Here is a 25,333-nt window from a genome sequence, read left to right as displayed (position 1 = left end):
CGATGGCGACGGTCATTACCGAGGAGTGCATCAACTGCGGCGCGTGTGAGCCCGAGTGCCCGAACACCGCCATCTACCAGGGCGGCGTCGAGTACGACTGGCAAGGCAGCAAGCACGCGGCGCTTTCCAACGACTTCTTCTACATCGTTCCGGAGAAGTGCACCGAGTGCGTGGGCTTCTTCGACCACGAGGCCTGCGCGGCGGTCTGTCCCGTCGATTGCTGCGTGCCCGATCCCAAGCGACCGGAGACGCACGATGCCCTGCTGCAGCGTGCGCGCGAGCTGCATCCGGACAAGGCCTTCGGCGCCGACGCGCCGTCGCGTTTCCACAAAGGCAACGGGGCTGCGCCGGCCGGCGACGGCGCACCCGCAGCAGCCGTAGCCGCTCCGTCCGCCGCTGCACCGGCCGCTGCTGCCAAACCTGCTGCCGCAGCGCCGGCCGCACCCGCCGCCAAACCCGCCGCCGCAGCGCCGGCTGCCGCGCCGGCGGCAAAAGCCGCCGCCGCTCCTGCGGCTGCTGCGCGCGTCGAGAAGCCGCTGCGTCCTCCGGCTCGCACGCTCGCTGCCGGCGATCCCGGCAAGGACTTCGAAGGCGAGCTGCGCGAGCCTTTCTCGTTGCTGCTCGATCGGCTGCAGAAGGGGCCGAGGCGCCGCGTTCCTGCGCTGCTCGGTCTGCCCATCCTGCTCGCTTCGCCGCTGCTGGGCGCACTGGGGCACAAGGCCAAGCGCGACCTGGAAGCCGCCATCGGCGACCGTCGCTACTTCAACGCCGAGATGGCCACGGGCCTGAACATCCTGCTCAACTTCCTTCTGTATCCGATCGCGTTCACCGTGATCGCCTTCCTCGGCGGCAGCGTCACGCCGTTCACCGAAGACGACAAGGGCTGGATCATTCTCGGCCTGCTCATCGCGATGGCGGAAGCCGGCTGGCGACTGCGCGACGGCTTCCGCGGCATGCCAGCCTCCGACATGCGTTTCGGGCCCGCGATCTACGGTGCGCCGTTGAGCATCCTGGTTGCGCCGATCGCGTCGCGGTTCAGCAGCTCGCGTCAGAGCGGCGGCGCCGGCACCGAAGGTTTCTACACGACGGAGTTCGACGAGAAGCGCGAGCGCGAGCGCCGCTACGGCGAGGTCTATCGCGTCGATCAGTATCCGGCCGGCTACTACGTGCGTTTCGAGCTGCCGCGAAAGGTTCCGCGCTCCGGCGCCAAACACGACCTCGGCATCGGCGACGAAATGCCCGACTACGACGTGAAGCTCAGCCTCGATGATCACACGCTGACGGTGCGGGGGCGCGTGGTGGACGAGAGCCTGCGCGCGCTGTGCGGCGTGTCCTCGTCATTCCCTGCCGACTTCAAGACGCCGATTCCTCTCGAAGGCAGGCTCGCCGGCTTCCGCCATCGCTACGCCGACAAGGTGCTGGAGGTCGTGGTGCTTCGCCAGGACGCCTCATAGTGCATGCCGTCGCGCTGCGTGATCTGGAAGCCGAGCTTCCCGGCACGCCGGTAAGCGATGCCGAGCTGGCTCGCGAGCTGAGGATCGAAGAGAGCGAGGTCGCGCGCTGGTCGGGCGGCCGCGCTCGACACGAGAGCGGGGAGGGCGAGGGCCCTGCCGCCTTGCTGGCTCGTGCCACGCAGCGCCTGCTCGAGCGCCGCGGGCTGGCGACCGGCGAGATCGACTTCCTGGTTGCGGCCACCAACACCCCCGACATGTTCTTCCCCGGCACCGGCTGCGTGCTGCAGAGCCTGCTCGAGGCGCCGCCGATCGGCGCGCTCGACGTGCGCGCCAACTGCACGGGTTTCCTCGTCGCGCTCGATGTCGGCTCGCGGTTCGTCGCCAGCGGCCGTTACCGGCGCGTGCTCGTGGCGGCGGCCGACACGCCATCGCACTTCAACGGCCGCAACGGTCGCACGCCCGAGCTTGCGTGCGCCATGGGCGACAGCGCCTGCGCCGTTCTGCTCGAGCGCGCCGAGACCGCATCGGAAGTGCTCGCTGTACGCGTACACACCGACGGCTCGCGCGCCACCGACTACTGGTGCGAGTACCCGGCCAGCCGCCATCGCGAGGGCAGCGCGATCCGGGGCCGCAACCGCCTGCCCGCCGACAAGGTGGCGCAGGGGCTGCACCTCCCGCGCGTGAACCTGGAGGCGCTTCGCGAGCTGGCGCTGGCGCGCGTGCCGGCGGTCTTCGACGAGGCACTGCAGCAGGCCGGCGTGGCAGCGGTGGACGCGACGCTGATCGCGCATCTGCTTCCGGATGTGGAAGAGGAGCTGGCGACCAGGCTCGGGGCTCGCGCCGGAAGCATCGTACGTTCGACGTTGGCCTATAGCGGCGGTGCGTCGCTGGCGGTTCTGCTGGCGCATGCGCGCAGCGACGGCCGCGTGCAGGCAGGACAGACGGTGGCCTTGGCGACTTCCGGCGCGGGCGCGTCATGGGGCGCGGCCGTCATCAGGTGCTCGTGATGACCCTACCGCAGCGATCGCACATCCTCGGCGCAGGCTTCGAAGTTCCCCAGACCGTCGTCACCAACGATGAGCTGTCGAGCGTGCTCGATACGAGCGACGAGTGGATTCAGCAGCGCAGCGGCATCAAGGAACGCCGCTATGTCGACGACGACCAGGGCAGCGTGCCGCTGGCCGAGCGCGCCAGCCGCCGCGCCATCGAGATGGCCGGCATCACGCCGGCCGACATCGATCTGATCCTTTGCGGAACGCTCAGCCCCGACGTCGACTTCCCCGGCAACTCCTCGTGGCTGCAGCAGCGCCTCGGTCTGGAAGGCGTGCTCGCCTTCGACGTGCGCAACCAGTGCTCGGGATTCCTCTACATGCTTTCGATCGCCGATCAGTACGTGCGCACGGGAGGAGCCCGCCACGTGCTGATCGTGGGCAGCGAGGTGCATTCGAGTGGAATCGAGTACGCCGACCGCAGCCGTCACGTCACCGTGCTGTTCGGCGACGGCGCCGGCGCGGTGGTCGTCGGGCCGGCGCCGGATGCGGAGCGCGGCCTGCTGACCATCAACCTTCACGCCGAGGGAAAGTACGCGGAGAAGCTGTGCCTGCTCGGGCCGGGTTCGCTGCGCAAGCCGCGCATCCCCGCCGGCTGGAGCCCCGCCGACATCTATGGCTGGCCGCAGATGGACGGCAAGCTCGTGTTTCGCCACGCGGTGACGCGCATGACCGAGGCGATCGAAGAGGCGTTGGCCGACATCGGCGCGCGCAAGGAAGACATCGCGATGCTGGTGCCGCACCAGGCCAACCTGCGCATCAACCAGCTCGTCGCGATGGGCCTCGGCATCGGCGACGACCGCATGGGCAACAACATCGACCGCTACGGCAACACCACCGCGGCGACCATTCCAATCCTGCTGGCCGAGACTTGGGCGGCGGGACGCATCAAGCGCGGCGATCTCGTTTGTCTGGCTGCGTTCGGGTCCGGATTCACGTGGGGCGCTGCGCTGTTGCGGTGGTAACGGTTGTGGCTGAGACGCGGACGGACGCGCATAGCGGCCCATCTGCTTCGTTGCAGTCCTCGGTGCTCGCTCCGGCGGGCCTCCAGCCCGCCTACGCTCACGCCTCGGCCTGCGCCTCGCATCTGGACCACTCTGCGCGCCTGCGCCTGGTCGAAGAGTGTGAATAGCAACGTTGATCTGCGGGTTGGCGTCGGCAGCGTCGAGCTTGCGACTCCGGTCATTGCTGCGTCGGGGACGTTCGGTTACGGGGTCGAGTACGATCATCTGCTCGATTGGTCGCTGGTCGGTGGAGTCTCGGTCAAAGGGCTTTCGGCCGAGCCATCGGAGGGGCATGCGGCGCCGCGAATGGTCGAGACGCCTGGAGGCATGCTCAATGCCATCGGGCTTCAGAACATCGGTGCCGATGCATTCGTGCGCGACAAGCTGCCGCGGCTTCGCCAGCTCGGGCCGCGCATCATCGCCAACTGCTGGGGCAATACCACCACCGATTTCGAGCGCGTGGTGGAGAAGCTCGATGCCGCCGAGGTCGATGCGATCGAGGTCAACCTGTCGTGTCCGCACAAGCACGAGTGGGGCGGGGTGCTGGCGGCCGATCCGCGCATGACCGCGGAAGTCGTCCGCGCGGTGCGACAACGGACGCGGCGTCCGCTGTGGATCAAGCTGTCGCCGAACGTGGCCGACATCACCGAGATCGCCAAAGTTGCCGAGGCCGAAGGTGCCGATGCGGTGACGTTGATCAACACGCTGCGCGGGCTGTCCATCGACATCGAGACGCGGCGGCCATCTCTCGCCAACGGCAGCGGCGGCCTGTCGGGACCGGCAATCAAACCGGTCGCGCTGTACATGGTGCACGCCACCGCCAAGGCCGTGCGCATTCCCGTGGTCGGCGTTGGCGGCATCATGACCGGTCGTGATGCGGTCGAGTTTCTCATGGCCGGCGCGGCGGCGGTGGAGGTGGGCACGGCCAGCCTCTACGATCCCGGCGCTCCGGCCCGCATCGCGGCCGAGCTCGCCGAATGCCTCCGAACGATCGGTGCCACTGACGCCGCCGCCGTGATCGCAACCCTGAGGACCTGACCGTCCGGTGTTGCTCGTCACATCGGGCACATTTGATTGGACGTTGCTCCTGCCGCCGGCCTAGGGTGGCCGCATTCGATCCATTCGGAGGTCCACCATGCGTCGATCCGCTGCTGCCGCCCTTGCAATCGTGCTCGTGGCGTTGTGTCCATTGCTTGCCGTTGCACAGACTTCCGTATCGGCGTGCGGTCAGACCGTCGCCAATGGCGTTCTCATCAACGATCTGGATTGCTCGTCTTCGAGCGTTCCGGCCGTCACCGTCTCGCCGGGCGGGCAGCTCGACCTTGCAGGCTTTACGATTCACGCCGGAGCGGGCGGTGGTGTCTACTGCGAGGCCGACTGCTTCGTCATCGGCCGTGAAGGCGCGATCCTGGGGCTGGGAGTCGAGGGAAGCCCTCTCGATTACGCGCCTGGTGTCTTCACGGATGGCTTTGCGGACGGCATGTCGACGCGCCACCTCCTCATCATCACTCGAATGGAAATCTCGGGCTTTTATGGACAGGCCATCGTCGGCGGTGACCTTCAGCTCGAGCACCTGGTGCTTGGGGAGAGCGCCTGGAATTCCAGCGGCCGGAATATCGACATTACGGCTACGACTTCGGCAACCCGTTTCACGGGTCGGCGCATCGAGGTTTCCAACTCCACGTTTTCCGCAGAGCTGAACGCGCGGCGCGTCGATCTCGAGGACACCGTCGTCACTGGCGCCGACAACTACGGCGTTATCGGCCGCTTCCTTCGGCTGGATCGCTCGACCGTCACCGGCAACTGCGTAGAGGGAACCGCGAGCCCATGTGCGGACATCGCCAGCCGGCGCAGGCCGAACCTTCGGGACTCCGTGTGCGGCACGAGTCGCAACATTCACAATTCGGGTGGCGCGAAGCCGTACGTGTCGTGGGGAGTGTGCGAAAACGACTGACGGCGAGAGCGTTGGGCGGGCCTCTGGTCGCCTTCGTGGACGATCAGCACAGCCGCGGCATGCTTGATGTCCAGACCGCCCGAAGGCGCCAAACCGGCGTCGGAGAAGCAGATTTCCGCAAACACAAGTTTGACCGTCCATCAAGCCAAAGCTACACTTCGGCCGGTTTTCCCTGTCCGGGCCAGGAGGTTCCTTTGGAATTCAAAGTAGGAGACAAGGTCGTGTACCCCGCTCATGGGGTAGGCGTCATCGAGGAAGTCGAGGCACGAATGATCTCGGGGGCTACTGCGACATTCTACTCGCTGCGGATCCTCGACACCGACATGAAGATCATGATTCCCACGGGCAAGAGCAAAGCCGTGGGCCTTCGCCGCGTGATCGGCAAGGACATGGTCAACAAGGTCTACAAGGTCCTTCGCGAGAAGCGCATCACGGTCGACCAGGCGACCTGGAACCGTCGCTACCGTGAGTACACCGAGAAGATCAAGACCGGATCGGTATTGGAGATTGCATCGGTCCTTCGCGATCTGTTCATGCTCAAGGGTGACAAGGAGCTGTCGTTCGGCGAGCGCAAGATGCTCGACACGGCGCGCAATCTGCTCGTCAAAGAGCTGGCGATCGCCAAGTCCAACACCGAAGAGAACATCATGGAGGAGCTCAAGACCATCTTCGGTCACTGAGCAGCTCCGACAGAAAAAAGAGAGGTCGAAAAGGCCGGGCGCTGAAACAGTGCGCCCGGCCTTTTTGCATTCGGCGGGCCGGCTTTTCATGGTGCAGCCATGAGAGTGGGGCTTCTGGTTCCGGCGGCGGGCAGCGGCGAGCGATTGGGGCTGGGCACGCCCAAGGCGCTGGTCGAGCTGGACGGGCAGCCGCTCGTGCGCCGCACGCTGGAGCGCCTGGCCCAGGCGACGACGTTCAACGAGACAGTCGTGCTCGCACCCGCCGCCTGGCTGCCGCAGATGGAGCAGGCGCTCGCCGGCCTGGCCACCGCCCTCGGCCAGCTGCAGGTCTGCGCCGGCGGCGCCACGCGGCAGGCGTCGGTCCGGGCAGGACTGACGGCTCTGAGTCCCGCCTGCGATCTGGTCTGCGTTCATGACGCGGCAAGGCCGCTCGTCGATGCTGCCACCGTTCGCGGCGTGCTCGAGCAGGCCCGGGCGCACGGCGCGGCGACGGCGGCGTCGCGGCCGGCCGACAGCATCCGCGTCGAGGACGGCGGCGACGCGGCAAGTGGCGCGATCAGCGGCAGCGGCGACCGGAGCGGTACTCTCAGCCCCAGCCGAACCCCTGCCGCCGGCGACGGCGGAGGCCACGCCGCCGTCACCCGTGCGGTGGATCGGGCGCGGGTATGGCTGGTCGAGACGCCTCAGGCCTTCCGTCGCGAGCTTCTCGAGCGTGCGCACGCCCGGGCTCTGCGCGACGGCACCGAGGGCACCGACGATGCGTCCCTCGTCGAAGCGCTCGGCGTGCAGATTCGCGTAGTTGGGTCGGGAAGCTGCAACCTCAAGATCACCAGTGCGGCCGATCTCCTGGTGGCGCGAGCCCTGCTCGGCCTCTAGCGGGGCCGTGCGCTGGAGCTCGAACCGCTCTGCGTCAGCGTCGTGGCTGTAGCCCGTCGTCGCAACAAGAGCGACGGTGGGCCGGCGGCACTAGCGGCCGATGGCCGCGTTGAGGCTGCCCGAGCGCAGCGGCTCAGCCGCCAGCTCCACCTCCGAGAACCCGGCGGCGGCAACGGCGGCCACGGCCGCGTCCCGCAGCGACGCGTCGCTCAGGCGGCCGAGCTCGCCGGCGGCCACTTCCACTCGCGCGCGCTCACCGTAGTAACGCACGCGCAGCTCGACGAACCCCAGCCGCTTCAGCGCTGCCTCGGCGGCTGCGACCTGGGCCAGGCGCTGCTCGGTGATGCGGGTGCCGTAGGGAAAGCGCGAGGAAAGGCAGGGGGAGGCCGGAGCGTCGGCGGTCGGCAGGCCGTAGCGGCGCGATAGCTCGCGCACCTCGGCCTTGGTCAGCTCGGCCTCCACCAGCGGGTGGCGCACGCCGAGCTCGACGGCGGCGCGCAGGCCCGGCCGGTAGTCGGAAAGATCGTCGCGGTTGACGCCGTCGGCGACGAACGCGAGCCCATGCCGGTGCGCCATCGACAGGCACAGCGGATACAGCGTCTGCTTGCACAGGTAGCATCGATGGGCCGGGTTGTCGGCGTAGCCTGGCGTCTCCAGCTCGTTGGTGGCGATGACGACGTGCTCGATGCCGATGCGCTCCGCCAGCGCGCGCGCCTGCTCGACCTCCTCGGCGGTGTTGGTGGGTGAAGCTGTCGTCAGCGCGAGGAATCGCAGCATGTCGCCGCCGAAGCGGCTGCGCGCGTCGGCGGCGGCCGCCAGCACGAGCGTCGAATCGACACCGCCCGAGAACGCGAGCACCGCCGAGCGCATGTCGGCCAGCGAGCGCAGCAGCCGTTCATGCTTGTGGGAGAGATCGCTGCAGTCGCCGCCGGCCATCGCAGCGCTCAGATGCCGGCCGACCCGAACAGATCCGTGGTCAGATATCGCTCTCCGGTGTCGCACAGCATGAACAGGACGATGGCATCGGAGGGAAGCTCGCTGGCAACACGTAGGGCGGCGGCTGCCGCGGCGCCTGCCGAAATGCCGACGAGAATTCCTTCTTCCGCAGCCAGGCGGCGAGTGTAGGTCTTGGCGTCGTCGTCGCTGACCGTGATGACGCGGTCGATGACGCCCACGTCCAGGTTGGCGGGGACGAAGCCGGCGCCGATGCCCTGGATGGCGTGAAAGCCGGCCTCACCGCCCGACAGGACCGCCGACCCCGCCGGCTCCACGGCCACGATGCTCACGCCGGGCCGCTCCTTCTTCAGCACCGAGCCGACACCTGTGATCGTGCCGCCCGTTCCCACCCCGGCCACGAATGCATCGATGCGCGGGCACTGGTCGAGGATTTCGCGGGCGGTGCTGCGGCGGTGCGCATCGGGGTTGGCGGGGTTCGAAAACTGGCTCGGCATGAAGAAGCCGGGGTTGGAGCGGACGATCTCTTCGGCCTTGGCGATGGCCGCGTGCATTCCCTTGCTATCGGGCGTCAGGATCAGCTCGGCCCCATACGCGCGCAGCAGGCTTCGCCGCTCCTCGCTCATCGTGTCCGGCATCGTCAGGATGAGCCGATAGCCCCGCGCTGCCGCCACCAGGGCCAGGCCAATGCCGGTATTGCCGCTGGTCGGCTCGACGATCGTGCCGCCGGGGCCGAGAAGGCCGTCGCGCTCGGCGGCTTCGATGATACTGAGGCAGATCCGATCCTTGACGCTGCCGCCGGGATTCTGGGACTCGAGCTTGCCGAGCACGCGAGCGCCGCCCGCCGGGACGATGCGCGTGAGTTCGATGACGGGGGTGTTGCCGATCAGCTCGAGGGTGTTGCTGGCGACTTGGCAGGCTTGCGGCATGAAAGAGGCGCGGCAGGGCCACCGCGGGAGCGGATGATAGGAACCCCATTGCATGGAGTCAAAAACCTTGCCCAGGCTGCATATGAAGCTTTTTCGGGCTTCTGCTACTGCATCGGCTACTCGTGAGGCCATCGACGCGGCGAGGCGCTGGGCTCATGGATGCACGGCGGCTTTACCGGCTGGCCGGTCGCGGTCGAGGCGTTCCGCAGGCACAGGTAGGGACTTATGAGCGACGAACGAGACGAGCGTGCGTTCAAGGTGGAAGACCGGCGGCGCTTCGGCCCCGACGGCACGCCGCGCGCGGAGAACGGCGAGGGCAACGCGGCGGAGGCCGGCTCGGCTGCCAACGAGCGCGAGCGAACGGGCGCCTCGGGTCCGAAAGACAGTGCGCACGCGGCGGGCGCGGACGCCACGGCGGACGAGCAGGGCGCCGGTGCCGGCGAGGCATCGCCGGAGCGGGGATCATCGACTTCGGCTGCGGAGAGCGAAGCCGCGTTCAACGCGGCCAACAAGGCCGCTGGCGGCAAGCCCTCCGAGATCACGTTCTCGAGCTTCGTCGTCGGTCTGGCCACGCAGGCATTGATGTTCATGGGCGCCGTGCCCGACCCGGCCGGCAAGGGGCCGAAGCGGAACCTCGCCGAGGCCGCGGCTTTGATCGACATCCTCGGGATGCTCGAGCGCAAGACGGCGGGCAATCTCGCCGAGGACGAGGCGCGACTGATCGAGGACGTCCTTTACGACTTACGCATGCGCTATGTGCGCGAAACTCGCCGCGGAGCGGGTGAAGGAAACCAGGGCTGATGAAGGCCACACGTTCGATGCTGACGTTGGGTTTGGTGTTCGGCGCGATCCTCGGCGTCGGCGTGACCACGGCCGTCCGAGGCTGCGAGGAGGAGCGCATAGATGCGCCGCAGGCGCATCGCGGAATGGATGCGCCGCAGGCGCATCGCGGAATGGATGCGCCGCTGGCGCAGCGAGGAATGGACGCGCCGCAGGAGCAGCGCGACACGGACGCGCCGCAGGAGCAGCACGGAATGGATGCGCCCGAGGGCCAGCGCGAGCGCGGCGCCGGTGCACCGCCGGCGATGGAAGCTCCGCAGCCGCGCGAGAGGCCCGAGAATCAGCCTGGCGATGCTCGCGAAGATCAGGACAGCGGCGGCGCAAGAGGTGAAGGCAACGTCGAAGGGCCACCGGTGCTCGTGCCGCCGGCGCCGCCGGCGCCGCATCTGCCCGACCAGCTGCCCGTCACCGCGCGGGACGCGCTGGTGCAGGGCCTGCCCGATTTCAGCAAGCTCGTGGAAGTGCTGGGCCCCTCGGTCGTCAACATCTCCACCGAGTCCGAAGAGAAGGAGGAGCTCGGCGGACGCGGTGGGATGGAAGGACCTTTCGAGCCGTTCTTCCGCGGCCCGCGCCGCAGCCTCGGCTCCGGGTTCGTGCTCGACACCGACGGCGCCATCATCACCAATTCCCACGTCGTCGAGGATGCAGCGAAGATCGTCGTGCGCCTGCACGACGAGCGCGAGTTCGAGGCCGAGGTGGTCGGAGTCGATTCCAAGACCGACCTGGCCGTCATCCGCATCAAAGGCGCCACTGGGCTGGTGCCGGTGCCGCTCGGTGATTCCGATGCGCTCAAAGTCGGCGAGTGGGTCGTGGCCATCGGCAACCCGTTCGGCCTCGATCACACGGTGACCGCCGGCATCGTTTCGGCCAAGGGGCGCCAGATCAACCGGCGCAATCCCTACGACGACTTCATCCAGACCGATGCCGCCATCAATCCCGGCAACTCCGGCGGCCCGCTCGTCAACCTTGCCGGGCAGGTTGTGGGCATCAACACGGCGATCTTCTCCCAAGGCGGCGGCAACATCGGCATCGGCTTCGCCATCCCGGTCAACATGGCGCGCACCATCGTGCCGCAGCTTCAGGAGAGCGGGCACGTCACGCGCGGATGGCTGGGCGTCAAGATCCAGCCCGTCGACGCGGATATCGCGCGCTCGCTCGGTCTTACCGACGCCAAGGGCGCGCTCGTCGCCGAGATCTTCCCGGACAGCCCGGCCTCCAAGGCCGAGCTGAAGGTGGGCGACGTCATCACCTCGTTCGATGGAGTCGAGGTCGCCAAATCGAGTGATCTTCCGGCCATCGTCGCGGGGACGCCGGTGGGCAAGACCGTCGACGTCGTGGTGATGCGCGGCGGCGAGCGGATGACCATCAAGGTGGAAGTGGCGCAGCTCGAGGATGAAGCGCAGGCGGCCAAGCCCGTGCAGACCGGCGCGCTCGGCCTTTCGGTGCAGGATCTGGCGCCCGAGATGGCCGAGGAGCTCGGCCTGGCCAAGGACGCTCGCGGCGTCGTCGTCACCTCCGTCAAGAAGGGCTCGCCGGCAGAGGAAGCGGGTCTGCAGCCCGGCGATCTCATCCAGATGGTCGGCAATCGCTCGGTCGAGAGCGCCGAGCAGTTCGCCACGCTGCTCGCCGACGTCGACAAGACCCAGAGCGTCCTGGTGCTGGTGCGACGCGGCGACCAGACCTTGTTCCGAGTGATCAAGCCGCCCAAGACCGACGGCGGCGAGGGCGGCAAGGACAAGGAAGAGACCGAAGAACAGGACGGCGACCAAGAGAACAACGGCACGAAGGAAGGGGACCGGCGGTGAACGAGAGCACGGGCGGAGGAAGAAGGAAGAGCGCCAGGGCGTTCTCGATCGGACGCTTCGTGGCCTCGCTGGCGTTCGTGCTGGTCCCGCCGACGCTCGCGCTCGGCGCGCTGGGCACGTGGGTCCAGTACGAGAAGATCGAGCAGCAGCTGGCGCAGAAGTTCGAAGGCCAGCGCTGGGAAGTGCCCGCGCGCATCTACAGCGATTCGTTTTCGGTCTATCCGGGGCTTCGCGTCGACACGGACGCGTTCCGGCGACGGCTGGAGCGGCTCGGCTACACGCGCGTCTCGCGCGAGCCCGAACGGCGCGGTACCTACGCGTTCGCCGCTCGCCCGCGCGGCCTCGATCTCTACCTGAACGCTTTCGACTATCCCGACGGCAACGAGCCGGGCCGTTTCCTGCACATGGATCTCGACGAGCTCGGGCGCGTCATCCGCATCGTCGACCGCGGCACCGGCAACGAGGTTTTCGATTTCCGGCTCGAGCCGGCGCTGATCTCCGGGCGCAGCGCGCGCGGCTACGAGCACCGGCGCGTCATGAAGCTCGAGGAGTTCCCGCGCCTGCTCGTGCGCGCGGTCATCGCGGTCGAAGACAAGCGCTTCTTCGAGCATGCCGGCGTCGACATGCGCGCGCTGGCGCGCGCCGTGGCCGTCAACGTCACTTCCGGCCGCGTCATCGAGGGCGGATCCACGCTGACGCAGCAGCTCATGAAGAACTTCTTCCTGTCCAATGAACGGACCATGAGCAGGAAGATGAACGAGGCGGCACTGGCGCTGGTTGCCGAGCAGAAGTTCTCGAAGCTCGAGATTCTCGAGAACTATCTGAACGAGATCTACATGGGGCAGAACGGGTCGGATTCGGTGCACGGAGTCGGAGAAGCGGCTCGCTTCTACTTCGGGCACGACGTGCAGGACCTTTCGCTGGCGGAGATCGCGACGCTGGCGGGCATCATCCGCTCGCCGAACTTCTATTCGCCGCACCGCCACCCCGAGCGCGCGCAGTCGCGCCGCGATCTGGTGCTGTCGATGATGCACGAGCAGGGCGACATCAGCGAGGCGGACTATCAGCTCGCGGTGGGCGAGCCGATGCGCGTGATCGCCCCCGACGCCTCGGGCGTGCAGGCGCCGTACTTCGTCGACTACGTCGGCCGCGACCTCGGCAAGCGCTTTCCGCGCCAGACGCTGGATGCCGACAACTACAGCATCTTCACCACCCTCGACCCGGAGATGCAGGCGATCGCCGAGTACGTCGTGGCCGACAACGTGCGCGAGATCGAGAACGACATCGGCGAGGCGCTGGCCAAGGCGGGCCAGCCGCTGCAGGCGGCGCTGATCGCCATCGAGCCGCGCACGGGCGCCATCCGGGCGATGGTGGGCGGCCGCGACTACGGGCTCAGTCAGTTCAATCGGGCGGTCGACATGCGGCGCCAGCCGGGCTCGACGTTCAAACCGATCGTCGCGCTGGCGGCGCTCGGCAGCGAGCGCGTGGGCGCGGCGCACTTCAAGCCCACCAGCATCGTCATCGACGAGCGCATGCAGTGGGAGTGGCAGGGGCAGGTGTGGTCGCCTCGCAACTACGAAGGCGAGTTCTACGGCCCCGTCACGGTCCGGGAGGCCATCGAGCACTCGCTGAACTCGGCCGTCGCCCGCATCTCCAAGGACGTGGGGGTCAAGGCGATTCGCGACCTCGCCGTGCGCATGGGCATGAGCGCCGATCTCGGCGTCTACCCGAGCATCGTGCTGGGCGGGCATCCGGTACCGCTCATGGACATGGCGCGCGTGTTCAGCGTCTTTGCCACCGACGGAATGCGGCCGACGATCCAGTCGGTACGGCGCGTGACAGACGGACGCGGCAAGACCGTGCACGACGCCAGCGTGGAGATGCGGCGCGTGGTGCCGGCAGCCGACGCCTACCTCGTCACGCACATCCTGGAGGGCGTCATGGAGCGCGGCACCGGCGCGACGGCGCGCCGCAAGGGATTTCGCCATCCGGCCGCGGGAAAGACCGGCACTTCCAATGACTACAAGGACGCCTGGTTCGTCGGCTTCACGCCCGATCTGCTGACGGCGGTGTGGGTCGGTTTCGACGAGGCCGCGAGCATGGGCCTTGCCGGATCGGAAGCTGCGCTGCCGATCTGGACCGATTTCATGCGCCAGGCGCTGGCGGACCATCCGCACACGAGCTTCGATGTTCCTCCGGGCATCGTGTTGGCGGACGTCGACAAGAGGACGGGAGGGATTGCCAGGCCGCAGTGTCCGAAGCAGGTGCGCGAGGCGTTTCTCGACGGCGAGCAGCCGACGGAGTACTGCTCCGAGCACGGAGGCATGTGGCAGTGAGATCGGCGGTGTTGCTGAATCGGCCGGCGGGCGCGCATAGCGGCCCGTCTACTTCGTTGCAGCCCTCGGGGCTCGCTCCGGCGGGCCTCCAGCCCGCCTACGCTCACTCCTCGGTCTGCGCCTCGTATCCGGACCACTCTGCGCGCCCGCGCTCGGCGATGCCGCTCACTCCTCGGTCTGCGCCTCGTATCCGGCCCACTCTGCGCGCCCGCGCTCGGCGATGCCGCTCACTCTTCGGTCTGCGCCTCGTATCCGGCCCACTCTGCGCGCCCGCTCCGGTCGCACGGGTCCAAGAGGGTGATTGATGCTGCGTTCTGATCTTTGCCGCTGCGCGATTGGTGCTCTTGCTGTTTCGTTCGTCGTGGCGGGGTGTGCGGCGCAGCAGCCGGCTCGGGCACCGGCGCCTCCGCCTCGCAGGCCGCCGGCGGTGGTGCAGAAGGCGCGGCAGCCGGTGGCGCCGGTGAAGGTCGAGAATTGGGAGGCATTCCTCCATGCCTCCGAAGCATTGCAGAAGGAGATCCGCGAGCGCGCCGCGGCGCTCAAGAAAGGGCCGGCGGGGAATCAGCCGGCCGAGCTGGCAAGCCTGCGCATGACCAATCGCGCGCGGGGCATGATCGAAAAGGGATCGCCGGGATCGGCGCTGGAGCTGCTCGAGCGCTCCATCTCCATGTACAAGGGCAACGGCTACGCCTACATGTTCCTGGCCTACGTGCACCATCTGCAGGGCCGTTCGGCGCGCGGCGCCGAGTTCCTCTCGAGCGCGCGTCGCTACCTGCCGCCCGACCCGCGCGTGCACGGCGAGCTCGAGGGGCTCTCGCGCTCGATCAAGTCCAACACCGAAAGCCGCGCACCTTCATCGCGCGCCAGATCCTAGAGACCGTGCGAGTCCTTGGCATCGAGACCTCCTGCGACGACACCTCGGCCGCCGTCGTCGACGATCGCAGCGTTCTCTCCAACGTCATCGCCTCGCAGGACGCCGTGCATGCTCCTTACGGCGGCGTGGTCCCGGAGCTCGCCGCGCGCCGGCATCTGGAGACGATCACCAAAGTTCTTCAGCTGGCGCTCGAGCGTGCCTCGACCGCCGTCGACGAGCTGGACGCGATCGCGGTCACGCGCGGGCCGGGCCTCATCGGCTCGCTGCTGGTGGGGGTGGCGGCGGCGACGGGGCTGTCGCTGCGCAGCGGCAAGCCGCTGCTGGGCATCAATCATCTGGAGGGCCACGTCCTGTCGCCGCTCGTGCACGCGGACATCCAGATGCCGTTCCTGGCGCTGCTCGTCTCTGGCGGTCACAGCTCGATCTACCTCGTCCGCGACGTCGGCGATTACGTCGAGGTCGCCTGCACCCGTGACGACTCGGCCGGCGAGGCTTTCGACAAGGGTGCCAAGATGCTCGGCCTCGGCTATCCGGGCGGGCGTGTGATCGACGAGCTTTCGCGCAAGGGCAACTGCCGCGCGCTGTCGTTTCCGCGCGCGCGCGTGAAGGCGGACCCGCTGGCGCTTTCGTTCTCCGGCTTGAAGACGTCGCTGTGGGACTACCTGTCCAAGCCGGGCGGCGCCGCCAAGGAGGACATCTGCGCATCGTTCCAGGAGGCGATCGTCGACGCGCTGGTCGACCGGCTGCAGGCGGTGTCGGTTGCCACCGGCGTCGATCGCATCGCCGTCGCCGGCGGCGTCTCCGCCAACAGCCGCCTTCGCGAGAAGGTGCGCGAGCGATGGCCGCTTGCCGTCTTTCCGCCGATGGCGATGTGCACGGACAATGGTGCGATGATCGCGCATGCGGCCATTCTGCGGGCGCAGCGAGGCCTGCCATGCGAAGAGCTCGAGGTTCGGTCGCGGCTGCCGCTGGGGCCGCGCATGTCGCGGGACGCGGAAGCACCGCCGTCGGCACGCCGAGCGTCGTGACCGCGCGCGCCCGCTGGGGCCAGAACTTCCTGATCGACCGCAGCGTCGCCGAGCGGATCGTCGCGTGGGCCGACGTCGAGGGACGCCCGGTGCTGGAGATCGGTCCCGGGCGCGGTGCGCTGACGGCGCTGCTGGCGCAGCATGCGGCATCGCTGACGCTCGTCGAGATCGATCCGGCGCTGGCCGGCGCTCTGCGCGAGAAATTCGCCGGCGCGAACGGCGTAAGGGTGGTCGAAGGCGACGTCCTGCGGATGAATCTGCCTGCCGTCGTGGCCGCCGGTACCCGCGTCGTATCGAACCTGCCCTACGAGAGCGGCACCGCCATCGTGGCGTCTCTTCTCCGCGCGCGCCCGCTCGTCGAGGACATGGTCGTCATGCTGCAGAAGGAAGTCGTCGAGCGCATTGCCGCCAGACCCGGCAGCAAGTCCTTCGGCGGGCTCAGCGTGCTCGTGCAGATGATCGCCGACGTCAGGACCGGCTTCGTCGTGGCGCCCCGATCGTTCCGTCCGCGGCCGCGCGTGGAGTCGCAGGTCGTGCGCATCCGGCCGCTGTCGTCCCCGCGCGTGGACGTCGGAGACGAGGAGACGCTGCGCGAGGTCGTGCACGCCAGCTTCGGCAACCGGCGCAAGATGCTCCGCAACAGCCTCGGCGCCTGGCTGGAGCGGCGCGTTGGCGAGCAGGCGGCAGCGCGCGTGTTCGCCGACGCGGATGTCGCGCCGAGCGTGCGTCCCGAGGATCTTCCCCTCGAGGCATTCGCCGCGCTGTCGCGGGCCACGTTTGCCGCGAAGGCGGAAGCGCCGCGGTCCGAGCCGCATGCCTGAGCTCCCGGAAGTCGAGACCATTCGCGTCTCGCTCGACCCCGTCCTGGTCGGACGCACCATCGCCGACGTCGAGCTGCGCGCGCCGATGCTGCGGCGTCCGCTGGACCAGACCCTGCGGACCGCACTGCTCGGGCGGCGCATCGTCGGCAGCTCGCGACGCGGCAAGTATCTGCTGCTGGCCTTGAGCGACGGACGAACCTGGTTCTTCCACATGGGGATGAGCGGCCGCCTGCGCTTCGTCGACGGCGAGCACCTGCCGGCGCTGCACGAGCACCTGCTGGCGCGGTTCGTCGAAGGCGGCACGCTGGTGTTTCACGATCCGCGGCGCTTCGGACTGTCGGTGGTCGAAGACGCCGCCGTCAGCAAGCTGCTGGCCGACATGGGCCCGGAGCCGCTGGACGAGCAGCGCTTCACGGCGCAGTACCTGTGCAGCCGCCGCGCGACAACCCGTCGCAGCATCAAGGACGTGCTGATGGATCAGCGCGTGGTCGCGGGGCTGGGCAACATCTACGTCAACGAGATCCTCTTCCGCGCCGGTCTGCGGCCGCGGCGCAGCATCAAGCGGTTGACGGCCGCCGATCTCGAGCGCGTCGTGGAGGCCACTCGAACGGTCATCGCCGACGCGATCGAGCACCGCGGCAGCACGATCTCCGATTTCCTCGACGGGATCGGCCGCCGCGGCGGCTACCAGTGGCGGCACTGCGTCTACGACAGGGAAGGCCAGCCTTGTCCGAGCTGCCGCACCCCGATCAAGGCTGTGATCGTCGGCCAGCGCTCGAGCTTCTATTGCCCGAAGTGCCAGCGTTAGAGCGCAGCTACCGGATGCAGGCCAGCTTGTCGTCGCCGAGCAGCCTCGAAAGATGCGCTCGCGACTTCTTTACCCCGCGCAGCGCCTGCGAGAGCGCGCGCACGCCCATGGCCAGGGCCTTGCGCGTCTCACGATTGGCTTCCGCCTTCAGCAGCTGTTGCGCTTCATTGCGAAGGTCCGTGAGAGTCTCCTCGTGCTGGCAGAGTACGGGAAAGAATCCTTCGACGTCCTGCGAGTCGATATCCTCCCCGGCCAATGCCGCGCCCAGGGGCTGCCGGAACTGCGACAGATCGGCGTCCATGTCGTCGGCGGCCGCCATCATCCTGCCGGCGAGGTCGGAGGTGGTGTCGATGTTCTGCATGCGGGCGGCCGCTTCGCGCACCTTCTGCACCGCGGGCAGCAGCAGGCCGATCAGGATCGCGATGATGGCAATGACGACCAGCAGCTCGATGAGCGTGAATCCGTTGCGAGACCGTGCGGCTGCGAATGTGTTCATGGCAATACTCCTGGCCGCGGATGCACCGATGCGGTCCCATCGCGGCCGTCAGGCGCTGATTGTCGACATCGAAGAATGAATCGTCACCGTCGCGCTCGGCCACGAATCTGCCCGAGCTGCTGCGGGCCGCGAACACGCGGGAGTCGCGGCTCTCCACGCCCACCGCCGATTCCCGGTTGTGCAGGCAGTCGCCGGCGACGACCCCGTTGTGAGGGGCTGCGTGCAATCGCCCCTTGCCGGCAAGGGCGGGGCGGACGCGAAAAGAACGGAAAGGGCGGCGACGCCAAGCCCGGCGCGCGAGGAATATCGGTCCATCCATGCCACCCCTGAACCTTCTCGACTCCGCGGTATGCAGCTAGGCTAGGCACCGCTCGAGCGCGGCGGCAATACGTTTGTCGCGAATTCTATCGTTACGGTCTATCGAACGGCGCGTGACCAAAGCTCGCAGCGCGGGTTTCGAACGGATGGATTGAGCGAAAACGCAGTGGCCGCAGCGGCGGCCGGGAGCACGCCATGAAGACAAGCTGGTTCCACCTCATGCCCTGGCGCTACCTGCCAGCCGATTTTCGCGAGCGGTACCACAGCATCTGGGTCGATCTTCCCAACCGTCTCTACGATCCGCGCAAGGGGCACCATCTCTACAACGAGTATCTGGACATGCTCGAGTACGCCGAGACCTGCGGCTTCGACGCCATCGGCGTCAACGAGCATCATCAGAACGCATACGGAATGATGCCGTCGCCCAACATCATGGCGGCGGCGCTGGCCCGGCGCACATCCAAGGCCAACCTTCTGGTCCTCGGCAACTCGCTGGCCCTCTACAATCCCCCGGTGCGCGTGGCCGAAGAGTTCGCGATGCTCGACGTGATCAGCGGCGGACGCCTGATCGCCGGCTTCCCCGTCGGCACGTCGATGGACACGAACTACTGCTACGGAGAGAACCCGCCGCTGTTGCGCGAGAAGTACCGCGAGGCGCACGATCTGGTGCTCAAGGCGTGGGCGGAGCGGGAGCCGTTCGCATTCAACGGCAAGTATACGAAGCTGCGCTACGTCAACGTCTGGCCGCAACCGATCCAGAAGCCGCATCCGCCGATCTGGATCCCCGGCCTCGGCTCGATCGAGACCTGGGACTTCTGCGCCCAGCACGGCTACAACTACAGCTACCTTTCCTTCAGTGGCTACAAGCGCGCGCAGAAGGTGATGGAAGGATACTGGGAGCGGCGTGCCGCTCGCGGGCTGGACGACAATCCCTACAGCGCGGCCTTCTTCCAGCAGGTGTGCGTCAGCGACACCGACGCCAGTTGCGAGCGCGAGTGGTGGCCGCACGTGGACTACTTCTTCAACAACTGCCTGCACCTGTATCCGGGCATGGCCTCGGCACCCGGACACATGAGCGAAGCGTCGCTGCGCGCGGGCATCGTCTCCCAGGTCGGCAACACCGGCGGCAACTACGGGCGCGACAAATCGTGGAAGGAGCTCATCGATCAGCGCTACATCGTCGCCGGCTCGGTGGAGACGGTGACGCAGCAGCTCGAGGAGCTGGTCAAATCGCTGCGCGTCGGCCACCTGCTGCTCGGCGTGCACATCGGCTCCTCGCCCATCGACCTCACCAATCGCTCGACCTACCTGCTCGGACAGCACGTCCTTCCGAGGCTTCGGCCGTTGTGGCAGGGCTATGAAGATCTATGGTCGCCGCGGCCGCTTCCGCTCGAAGAGCGATCCGTGCCCGGCGGCCACAACGACTTCGTGCGCGCTTCGGCCGAGCGCGCCGCCGAGGGAGTGCGATGAGCGCCGCCGAGGTCCGCTCGCGCATGCTGGAGTTGGGCGAGAACCGCCCGACCATCGAAGTGCTGGAGGCGGGGTGGGGCGAGCCGCTGCTGTTCCTGCACAGCGGCGGCGGCATTCCGGTGTGGGAAGCTGCGCTGCCGCTGCTGGCCGAGCACTTCCGCGTCGTTGCGCCGCTGCTGCCGGGCTTCGGAAAGTCCACGGGCCTCGAGTTCATCGACGACAAGCTCGATCTGGTCCTGCACTGCTTCGACGTCTGCGAGGCGCTGGGCCTGGAGCGGCCTTACCTCGTCGGCGAGTCGCTGGGCGGATGGCTGGCGGCGGAGATGGCGGCGCTGCGGCCGAAGGAAGTCGGGCGCCTGGCGCTGGCCGCGCCGGTGGGCATCTGGCGCGATGAGGCTCCCGTGCAGGACATGTTCGGCATGATGTCGCACGAGCTGGTGCCGTACCTGTTCCACGATCCCGACTGCGAGTCCGCTCGCCGCATGCGCGGCGTCAGCGACCTGCTCAGCAACAAGGACGATCGCACCGACGAGCAGGTCGAATTCCTCCTCGGCCTCCAGCGCGGCCTTCGCACGATGGCCAAGTTCCTGTTCCCCATTCCCGATACCGGCGTGGAGAAGCGGCTGCATCGCATCAAGGCGCCGACGCTGGTGATCTGGGGCGCGCAGGATCGCTTCATCGCGCCGTCCTACGGCCGCATCTTCGCCGACAGGATCGCGGGCGCGCGCCTGGAGATGATCGACGGCGCCGGCCACGCCATCGCACAGGAACAGCCAAGGCAATACGCCGACATGCTGATCGCCTTCGGCAGGTGACGTCGGTGCTCCGACACCGGCCGGAGGTGTCGCTGGTCCTGCTGGCTCTGACGCTGGTTGCCGGCTGCACGCGCGGCTCGGATGCGATCGTGCTGGCAGTGGCGCTGCTGCCGGCCGAGTTGCCGGTCTACCGCAGCGTCGTCGCGGATTTCGAACGCGAAAGCGGCCATCGCGTGATGATCGTGCCGCAGCAGTACTCGGACATCCGCAGGGCGGTCGCGGCCGAGTCCAGGGCCGGCCGCGGCACGCTCGACCTGGTCGAGCTGGACGTCTACTCGCTGGCGCCGAGCGCCGCCGACGTCGCCGTGCTCGATGAGGGCGCTCTTGGCGAGGAGCTCGCCGTCCTGGACGAGCAGGCGCTCGAGGCCGGGACGATCGATGGCCTTCGCTTCCTTCCTCATCGTTTGGCCTGGCAGGCGATGATCTACGATCACGAGGTTCTCGGACGCGCGCCCGGTAGCTGGGACGAGCTGCTCGAGGTTGCGCGGGCGCATCCCGGGAAGATCGGCCTCAAGGCAGCGCTGTATGAAGGGCTGACCTGCGACGTGCTTCCGCTGGTGTGGTCGGCAGGCGGCGACGGCGAGTCGCTTGCCGATCCAGGCGCCGTGGCGGCGTTGCAGATGCTGCGCGAGCTGGCTCCCTACCTTCACCCGCACAGCGAGACGTTCAAGGAAGCGACGATCTCGGAGGCCATGGCGCGCGGAGAGATCGTCCTGCATCTGAACTGGCCGGCGGTGATGGCGCTCTACCAGAGCCAGGGCCTGGCGCCGCAGCGCCTGCGCTCGGCGCCGCTGCCGCAGGGCCCGCAGGGCCGCGCGACCGTTCTCGGCGGCGGCTATCTGGCCATTCCTCGCGCCGCTCCTCATCGCGAGCAGGCGTTGTCGCTCGCGCGCTTCCTGCTCGGACGCCATGCGCAGCAGCGTCTTGCGCAGGAGGCGGGCTGGTTCTCGGCGCGTCGCGACGTGCAGCTGAAGGACGCGGCAGGCGTGCTGACCGGCTTCCTGGAGATGCGCAAGGACGTGCGGCCGCGACCGGAGCGCAAGGATTATCCTCGCCTGAGCCACGCCTGGCAGAAGGCGGCGCGAGCGGTGCTGTTCGAGCACGCCGAGCCGGCCCAGGCGCTGGCGCAGGCGCGTGAGGAGCTTCAAGCGCGCTAGCATCCGCGTGCAGCAGGAGAAGTGGCCAGCGCCGCTTGCAGGAAGCGCTCGAAGGGCCGTAGCGTCGGTTGCAGAGGATGAGACGGGGCGTGAACCAGTCACCGCAACCAGGCGCGCCGGCGCCATCGGCGCGCGCCGCGCCCGCATGGACGGCGGGGCCGCCGCTGGTTCTGGCCGCCCCGATGCTTCTCTACTTCGCGGCCTTCCTGCTCTATCCGGCAATCTATGCGATCAAGCTCGCGCTGACCGATCCCTTCAGCGGCCGCGCGCCTGTCGCCGACAACTTCGTGGCGATGTGGAACGATGCGCTGTTCTGGCGCGCGCTCGTCGGCAATCTGGTCCTCCCCGCAACCAGCGTCGCACTGGAGCTGGTTGCGGGTCTGGCGCTGGCGCTGTTCCTGCACCAGCGCTTTGCCGGCCGGCGCCTGCTGCGCACGATCGTGATCCTGCCGCTGGCGCTGCCCGAGGTCGTGTTCCTTACGATGATGCGCAGCATCTTCGCGCCGCGCGGCTACGCCAACGCCGCCTTGGTCGCGGCCGGCATCGCGCCGGTGGAATGGCTGGCGCCGGGAAGCACGGCGGCCTACGCGACGGTCGTGCTCGTCGACGCGTGGCACGTCACGCCCATCGTGTTCCTGATGCTGCTGGCGGGGCTGGCGTCCATGCCGCCGGGCATGCACGAAGCCGCGTTGCTCGACGGCGCGCGCGGCTGGACGCGCTTCGTGCACATCACGCTGCCGTGGCTGCGGCCGGTGATCGTCTCGGCCGTGCTGCTGCGCGGACTGGATGCGCTGCGGATGTTCGCAACGCCGCTGGTGCTCGCGGGCGTCGAGGGGGCGCCCGTGCTGTCGACGTACGCGTACCACCAGTGGTCCGACTACGGCAACGAGCCGGGCGCTGCAGCGGCATCGATGCTGCTGGCGATGATGAGCGTGCTCCTGATCATTCCGCTGCTGCGGCGAAGGATCGAGGAATGAGCGGGCGCCGCGGTATCGCCATCTCGCTGACGGCAGCGGCCATCGCGTTCGCCGACCTGGCGCCGCTGGCGCTCATCTTCAAGCAGGCCGTCACGCCCGAGCAGGAGAGCTTCGCGTGGCCGCCGACCTGGCTGCCGCAGACGCTGACGCTCGAGAACTTCCGCGTGCTGCTCGAAGGTCAGGAGCTGATGCTGGGCCTGGCGCTGAGCCTGCTCGTCGCCGTCTGCACCGTCGTGCTCACGCTCGCGCTGGTGCTGCCCGCCGCATACCTGTCGGCAAGAAGGCGATCGCTGGAGCGGCCGCTGGATGCCGCCACGGTCGTGGCGCGCCTTTTTCCGTCCATCGCGCTGGCCGTACCGATGGCCGCGCTGTTCGTGCACGCCGGCCTCTACAACCACCCGAGCGGTTTCGGGCTCGTGCTCGCGCACACGCTGGCGGCCATTCCGATCGCCTTCCTGGTGCTGCGCCAGGCTTTCCGTGAGGTTCCCCAGGACCTGGAGCACGCGGCCAGGCTCGACGGAGCCAGCGAGTTGGGCCTGTTCCTGCGCGTGACGCTGCCGCTCGTACGTCCCTCGCTCGGCGCGGCGGCCATCCTGGTCTTTCTCCTGTCCTGGGATGAGTTCGCGTTCGCGATGCTGATCCAGGTCACGAACCGAACGCTGCCGCCGCTGCTCTACTACTTTGCCGGCTTCGGCTATCCGGGCATGGCCAGCGCCATCGGCTGCATCATGCTGGTGCCGGCGCTGGCCGTCGTGTTCGTGCTCGAGCCCGCGATGCGGTCGGGCGCGCTTGCCGGCAGCAACCGCTGAGACGCTCGGCGCCACGGACGTCACTTCATCCGCACGTCGAGCAGGTCGCGCAGGCCGTCGCCGAGCAGGTTCAGGCCCAGCACCAGCAGCGTGATGGCGATGCCCGGTGCGACGGTGAGATAGGGTGCTTCGATCAGGAACGAGCGGCCCTCGGCGAGCATCGATCCCCACGACGGCGTGGGCGGCTGCACGCCCAGCCCCAGAAACGACAGGCTGGCCTCGGCCACCACCGCCCCGGCCATGCCGAACACGGCCTGCACGAGCAGCGGCGCCACCGCCATCGGAAGGACGTGACGCACCAGCACTCGCCGCGGCCGTGCGCCGAGCGCGATGGCCGCCTCGACGTGCTCACGCCCGCGAAGCGCCATCACCTCGGCGCGTGCGACGCGGGCATAGCCGGTCCATCCGATCACCGACAGCGCCAGAACGAGATTGCCGAGGCCTGCGCCGAGCGCTGCCGCCAGCGCAATGGTCAGCAGCAGGCCAGGGAAGGCCAGCAGCACGTCGACCAGGCGCATGAGCCAGAAGTCGAGGGCACCTCCGGCAAAGCCGGCCACTGCGCCGACGCCCACACCGATGAATACCGATACGGCCACCGTTCCCAGCGCCACCAGCAGCGAGACGCGCGCGCCGTGCATCAGGCGCCCGAGCACGTCGCGGCCGAGCTTGTCCTGACCGAGCGGATGCTCGACGTGCGGGGGCGTCAACCCGTGTTCCAGCGCGATGGCATTGGGCGCGGGCGCGGCGACATCCGCGACGAGCGCGGCCACTGCCACGATCGCGATGACGCCGGCGCCGAGCGCCAGGGACAGCGAGGTTCCGCGCCGGATCGCCATCGTGCCTGCTCTCAGGCGCCGTGCGCCGCTTCGCGCAGCCGCGGATGCACGAGCGCCTGCGCAAGGTCCGTCAGCAGATTGACGACGACGTACATGCCGGCGATGGCCAGCACCGCTCCCTGCACGACGGGATAATCGCGCGCCTGGATCGCCTCCACGACCAGCCGCCCCAGGCCCGGCCATGCAAAGATCGTCTCGGTGATGACGGAGCCGGCAAGGACCGCTCCGAGCTGCAGGCCGACGAGCGACAGGATCGGAACCAGCGCATTCGGCAGCGCGTGCCGCACCAGCACGCGGCTCTCGCCGAGGCCCTTGGCGCGGGCGGTGCGCACATAGTCGTCGCTCATGGTCTCGAGCATCGCGGCGCGGGTCATGCGCACGAGGATGCCGCTCATGCCGCTGCCGAGCGTCAGCGCGGGCAGCACCAGGTGTGCTGGGCTGCCCGCTCCCGCCACCGGCAGCCACCCGAGCTGAATCGAGAACAGCAGGACGAGCATCGGGCCGAGCCAGAAATTCGGGATGGCGACCGCCGAGAGGCTTGCCGCAAGCGCCATCCGATCGAACGCGCCGTTCGGGCGGCGCGCCGACAGCACTCCGAGCGGGATGCCGATGGCGGCGGCCAGCGCGGCCGCCGCCAGGCCAAGCCGAAGAGTGGCGGGTGCGCGCTCGGCCAGCACCTCGCCGACGGGCCGCTGGCTTCGCATCGAGTATCCGAGATGCCCGCGAGCAATGCCGCTCATGAACGCGCCGTACTGTGCGAGCAGCGGCTGGTCCAGGCCCATCCTTGCGCGCAGCGCTGCGCGATCGGATGCAGCCGCGTTCTCGCCGAGCATGATGTCGACCGGATCGCCGGGCACCACGTGCAACACCGCGAAGACGAGCGTGCACACGCCGAGGATGGTGGGGATGGCGAGCGCGAGCCGGCGAAGAACGTAGCGGCGCAGCGAGCTCATCGGCTCACGCGGCCGGCGGCTGCGGCGCAGGGCAGGCATCTGCGCGCACGCGTGGCGCACGCACGGGTTGCCAAAAAGGATCGGTCGCGG

24 protein-coding genes are annotated in these 25,333 nt (G+C 68.4%); 19 read left to right on the top strand and 5 right to left on the bottom strand.

The genetic code is table 11. The annotated features are described in order from the left end of the window. The first annotated feature begins 2 nt into the window (after positions 1 to 2). The 7 genes from VEC57_02895 to VEC57_02865 all read left to right on the top strand — a co-directional run bounded on the left by VEC57_02895 (position 3) and on the right by VEC57_02865 (position 7,017). On the top strand, positions 3 to 1,454 hold the full coding sequence (locus VEC57_02895; GenBank protein ID HYB98061.1) for a 4Fe-4S dicluster domain-containing protein: 1,452 nt from the start codon (positions 3 to 5) through the stop codon (positions 1,452 to 1,454). Further along, entirely contained in the window at positions 1,454 to 2,461 is a 1,008-nt protein-coding gene (locus VEC57_02890) for a 3-oxoacyl-ACP synthase III family protein (GenBank protein ID HYB98060.1), read from the top strand. Before VEC57_02895 ends, VEC57_02890 begins: the two co-directional genes overlap by 1 nt. Beyond that, a complete protein-coding gene (locus VEC57_02885; protein HYB98059.1) occupies positions 2,461 to 3,468 on the top strand; it encodes a beta-ketoacyl-ACP synthase III in 1,008 nt (335 codons plus the stop codon). The genes VEC57_02890 and VEC57_02885 overlap by 1 nt, the downstream gene beginning before the upstream one ends. Before the next feature lie 159 nt (positions 3,469 to 3,627). Then, positions 3,628 to 4,545, top strand: a complete 918-nt coding sequence (locus tag VEC57_02880; GenBank protein ID HYB98058.1) for a dihydroorotate dehydrogenase — start codon at positions 3,628 to 3,630, stop codon at positions 4,543 to 4,545. 97 nt (positions 4,546 to 4,642) lie between these two features. Then, the gene (locus VEC57_02875; GenBank protein HYB98057.1) at positions 4,643 to 5,461 is read left to right on the top strand and encodes a hypothetical protein; all 819 of its coding nucleotides are present in this window, start codon (positions 4,643 to 4,645) and stop codon (positions 5,459 to 5,461) included. Positions 5,462 to 5,655: 194 nt separating this feature from the next. After that, positions 5,656 to 6,141 (top strand): CarD family transcriptional regulator, encoded by a 486-nt coding sequence (locus tag VEC57_02870; protein ID HYB98056.1) that lies wholly within the window; start codon positions 5,656 to 5,658, stop codon positions 6,139 to 6,141. Between the two features lie 99 nt (positions 6,142 to 6,240). Next, positions 6,241 to 7,017 carry a 2-C-methyl-D-erythritol 4-phosphate cytidylyltransferase gene (locus VEC57_02865; protein HYB98055.1) on the top strand — a complete coding sequence of 259 codons (777 nt, stop codon included), beginning with the start codon at positions 6,241 to 6,243 and terminating at the stop codon, positions 7,015 to 7,017. A 90-nt stretch (positions 7,018 to 7,107) separates the two neighbouring features. Here the strand turns inward: VEC57_02865 and larE are convergent, their stop codons facing one another. Continuing rightward, the gene (larE, locus tag VEC57_02860; protein HYB98054.1) at positions 7,108 to 7,953 is read right to left on the bottom strand and encodes an ATP-dependent sacrificial sulfur transferase LarE; all 846 of its coding nucleotides are present in this window, start codon (positions 7,951 to 7,953) and stop codon (positions 7,108 to 7,110) included. A gap of 8 nt (positions 7,954 to 7,961) precedes the next feature. Next, on the bottom strand, positions 7,962 to 8,900 hold the full coding sequence (gene cysK, locus VEC57_02855; protein HYB98053.1) for a cysteine synthase A: 939 nt from the start codon (positions 8,898 to 8,900) through the stop codon (positions 7,962 to 7,964). Positions 8,901 to 9,125: 225 nt separating this feature from the next. On the opposite strand from cysK, the gene VEC57_02850 reads away from it, so the two are divergent. From VEC57_02850 to mutM, 7 genes are all read left to right on the top strand, one after another. Continuing rightward, positions 9,126 to 9,701 (top strand): DUF1844 domain-containing protein, encoded by a 576-nt coding sequence (locus VEC57_02850; GenBank protein ID HYB98052.1) that lies wholly within the window; start codon positions 9,126 to 9,128, stop codon positions 9,699 to 9,701. Further along, positions 9,701 to 11,545 (top strand): DegQ family serine endoprotease, encoded by a 1,845-nt coding sequence (locus VEC57_02845; GenBank protein ID HYB98051.1) that lies wholly within the window; start codon positions 9,701 to 9,703, stop codon positions 11,543 to 11,545. The genes VEC57_02850 and VEC57_02845 overlap by 1 nt, the downstream gene beginning before the upstream one ends. Then, positions 11,542 to 13,881: a PBP1A family penicillin-binding protein gene (locus tag VEC57_02840; GenBank protein ID HYB98050.1), complete on the top strand. Its 2,340-nt coding sequence runs from the start codon at positions 11,542 to 11,544 to the stop codon at positions 13,879 to 13,881. The genes VEC57_02845 and VEC57_02840 overlap by 4 nt, the downstream gene beginning before the upstream one ends. Positions 13,882 to 14,311: 430 nt before the next feature. Further along, a complete protein-coding gene (locus tag VEC57_02835; GenBank protein HYB98049.1) occupies positions 14,312 to 14,755 on the top strand; it encodes a tetratricopeptide repeat protein in 444 nt (147 codons plus the stop codon). A gap of 5 nt (positions 14,756 to 14,760) precedes the next feature. Beyond that, positions 14,761 to 15,783, top strand: a complete 1,023-nt coding sequence (tsaD, locus tag VEC57_02830; GenBank protein HYB98048.1) for a tRNA (adenosine(37)-N6)-threonylcarbamoyltransferase complex transferase subunit TsaD — start codon at positions 14,761 to 14,763, stop codon at positions 15,781 to 15,783. Beyond that, positions 15,780 to 16,604: a 16S rRNA (adenine(1518)-N(6)/adenine(1519)-N(6))-dimethyltransferase RsmA gene (gene rsmA, locus VEC57_02825; GenBank protein HYB98047.1), complete on the top strand. Its 825-nt coding sequence runs from the start codon at positions 15,780 to 15,782 to the stop codon at positions 16,602 to 16,604. The genes tsaD and rsmA overlap by 4 nt, the downstream gene beginning before the upstream one ends. Then, the gene (mutM, locus tag VEC57_02820) at positions 16,597 to 17,412 is read left to right on the top strand and encodes a bifunctional DNA-formamidopyrimidine glycosylase/DNA-(apurinic or apyrimidinic site) lyase (GenBank protein ID HYB98046.1); all 816 of its coding nucleotides are present in this window, start codon (positions 16,597 to 16,599) and stop codon (positions 17,410 to 17,412) included. Before rsmA ends, mutM begins: the two co-directional genes overlap by 8 nt. Before the next feature lie 7 nt (positions 17,413 to 17,419). Here mutM and VEC57_02815 read toward each other — a convergent pair whose 3' ends face one another. Further along, positions 17,420 to 17,908 (bottom strand): prepilin-type N-terminal cleavage/methylation domain-containing protein, encoded by a 489-nt coding sequence (locus VEC57_02815; protein HYB98045.1) that lies wholly within the window; start codon positions 17,906 to 17,908, stop codon positions 17,420 to 17,422. Between the two features lie 513 nt (positions 17,909 to 18,421). Between VEC57_02815 and VEC57_02810 the strand changes: the two genes are divergently transcribed. From VEC57_02810 to VEC57_02790, 5 genes are all read left to right on the top strand, one after another. Beyond that, positions 18,422 to 19,696, top strand: coding sequence for an LLM class flavin-dependent oxidoreductase (locus VEC57_02810; protein ID HYB98044.1), 1,275 nt, complete (start codon positions 18,422 to 18,424; stop codon positions 19,694 to 19,696). Further along, positions 19,693 to 20,511: an alpha/beta fold hydrolase gene (locus tag VEC57_02805; protein HYB98043.1), complete on the top strand. Its 819-nt coding sequence runs from the start codon at positions 19,693 to 19,695 to the stop codon at positions 20,509 to 20,511. Before VEC57_02810 ends, VEC57_02805 begins: the two co-directional genes overlap by 4 nt. Before the next feature lie 5 nt (positions 20,512 to 20,516). Beyond that, positions 20,517 to 21,668, top strand: a complete 1,152-nt coding sequence (locus tag VEC57_02800; protein ID HYB98042.1) for an extracellular solute-binding protein — start codon at positions 20,517 to 20,519, stop codon at positions 21,666 to 21,668. Positions 21,669 to 21,757: 89 nt separating this feature from the next. Then, the gene (locus VEC57_02795) at positions 21,758 to 22,645 is read left to right on the top strand and encodes a sugar ABC transporter permease (protein HYB98041.1); all 888 of its coding nucleotides are present in this window, start codon (positions 21,758 to 21,760) and stop codon (positions 22,643 to 22,645) included. Then, positions 22,642 to 23,454: a carbohydrate ABC transporter permease gene (locus VEC57_02790; GenBank protein HYB98040.1), complete on the top strand. Its 813-nt coding sequence runs from the start codon at positions 22,642 to 22,644 to the stop codon at positions 23,452 to 23,454. The genes VEC57_02795 and VEC57_02790 overlap by 4 nt, the downstream gene beginning before the upstream one ends. A 20-nt stretch (positions 23,455 to 23,474) precedes the next feature. Here the strand turns inward: VEC57_02790 and VEC57_02785 are convergent, their stop codons facing one another. Both VEC57_02785 and VEC57_02780 read right to left on the bottom strand, forming a co-directional pair. Continuing rightward, positions 23,475 to 24,290 (bottom strand): ABC transporter permease, encoded by an 816-nt coding sequence (locus VEC57_02785; GenBank protein HYB98039.1) that lies wholly within the window; start codon positions 24,288 to 24,290, stop codon positions 23,475 to 23,477. An 11-nt stretch (positions 24,291 to 24,301) separates the two neighbouring features. Then, on the bottom strand, positions 24,302 to 25,243 hold the full coding sequence (locus VEC57_02780; protein HYB98038.1) for an ABC transporter permease: 942 nt from the start codon (positions 25,241 to 25,243) through the stop codon (positions 24,302 to 24,304). Positions 25,244 to 25,333 lie beyond the last annotated feature (90 nt).

Source organism: Candidatus Limnocylindrales bacterium (genome assembly GCA_035626395.1).
In the GTDB taxonomy this organism is placed as follows: domain Bacteria; phylum Desulfobacterota; class Binatia; order UBA1149; family CAITLU01; genus DASPNH01.
This window is presented reverse-complemented; position numbering and strand designations above follow the sequence as displayed.

What these genes read in the sequence shown, in the direction of transcription:
- VEC57_02895 (HYB98061.1), top strand. Translation starts at nt 3, where the DNA reads ATGGCGACGGTCATTACCGAGGAGTGCATCAACTGCGGCGCGTGTGAG.
- VEC57_02885 (HYB98059.1), top strand. Translation starts at nt 2,461, where the DNA reads ATGACCCTACCGCAGCGATCGCACATCCTCGGCGCAGGCTTCGAAGTT.
- VEC57_02875 (HYB98057.1), top strand. Translation starts at nt 4,643, where the DNA reads ATGCGTCGATCCGCTGCTGCCGCCCTTGCAATCGTGCTCGTGGCGTTG.
- VEC57_02865 (HYB98055.1), top strand. Translation starts at nt 6,241, where the DNA reads ATGAGAGTGGGGCTTCTGGTTCCGGCGGCGGGCAGCGGCGAGCGATTG.
- larE (HYB98054.1), bottom strand. Translation starts at nt 7,953, where the DNA reads ATGGCCGGCGGCGACTGCAGCGATCTCTCCCACAAGCATGAACGGCTG.
- cysK (HYB98053.1), bottom strand. Translation starts at nt 8,900, where the DNA reads ATGCCGCAAGCCTGCCAAGTCGCCAGCAACACCCTCGAGCTGATCGGC.
- VEC57_02850 (HYB98052.1), top strand. Translation starts at nt 9,126, where the DNA reads ATGAGCGACGAACGAGACGAGCGTGCGTTCAAGGTGGAAGACCGGCGG.
- VEC57_02845 (HYB98051.1), top strand. Translation starts at nt 9,701, where the DNA reads ATGAAGGCCACACGTTCGATGCTGACGTTGGGTTTGGTGTTCGGCGCG.
- mutM (HYB98046.1), top strand. Translation starts at nt 16,597, where the DNA reads ATGCCTGAGCTCCCGGAAGTCGAGACCATTCGCGTCTCGCTCGACCCC.
- VEC57_02815 (HYB98045.1), bottom strand. Translation starts at nt 17,908, where the DNA reads ATGAACACATTCGCAGCCGCACGGTCTCGCAACGGATTCACGCTCATC.
- VEC57_02810 (HYB98044.1), top strand. Translation starts at nt 18,422, where the DNA reads ATGAAGACAAGCTGGTTCCACCTCATGCCCTGGCGCTACCTGCCAGCC.
- VEC57_02805 (HYB98043.1), top strand. Translation starts at nt 19,693, where the DNA reads ATGAGCGCCGCCGAGGTCCGCTCGCGCATGCTGGAGTTGGGCGAGAAC.
- VEC57_02790 (HYB98040.1), top strand. Translation starts at nt 22,642, where the DNA reads ATGAGCGGGCGCCGCGGTATCGCCATCTCGCTGACGGCAGCGGCCATC.
- VEC57_02785 (HYB98039.1), bottom strand. Translation starts at nt 24,290, where the DNA reads ATGGCGATCCGGCGCGGAACCTCGCTGTCCCTGGCGCTCGGCGCCGGC.
- VEC57_02780 (HYB98038.1), bottom strand. Translation starts at nt 25,243, where the DNA reads ATGAGCTCGCTGCGCCGCTACGTTCTTCGCCGGCTCGCGCTCGCCATC.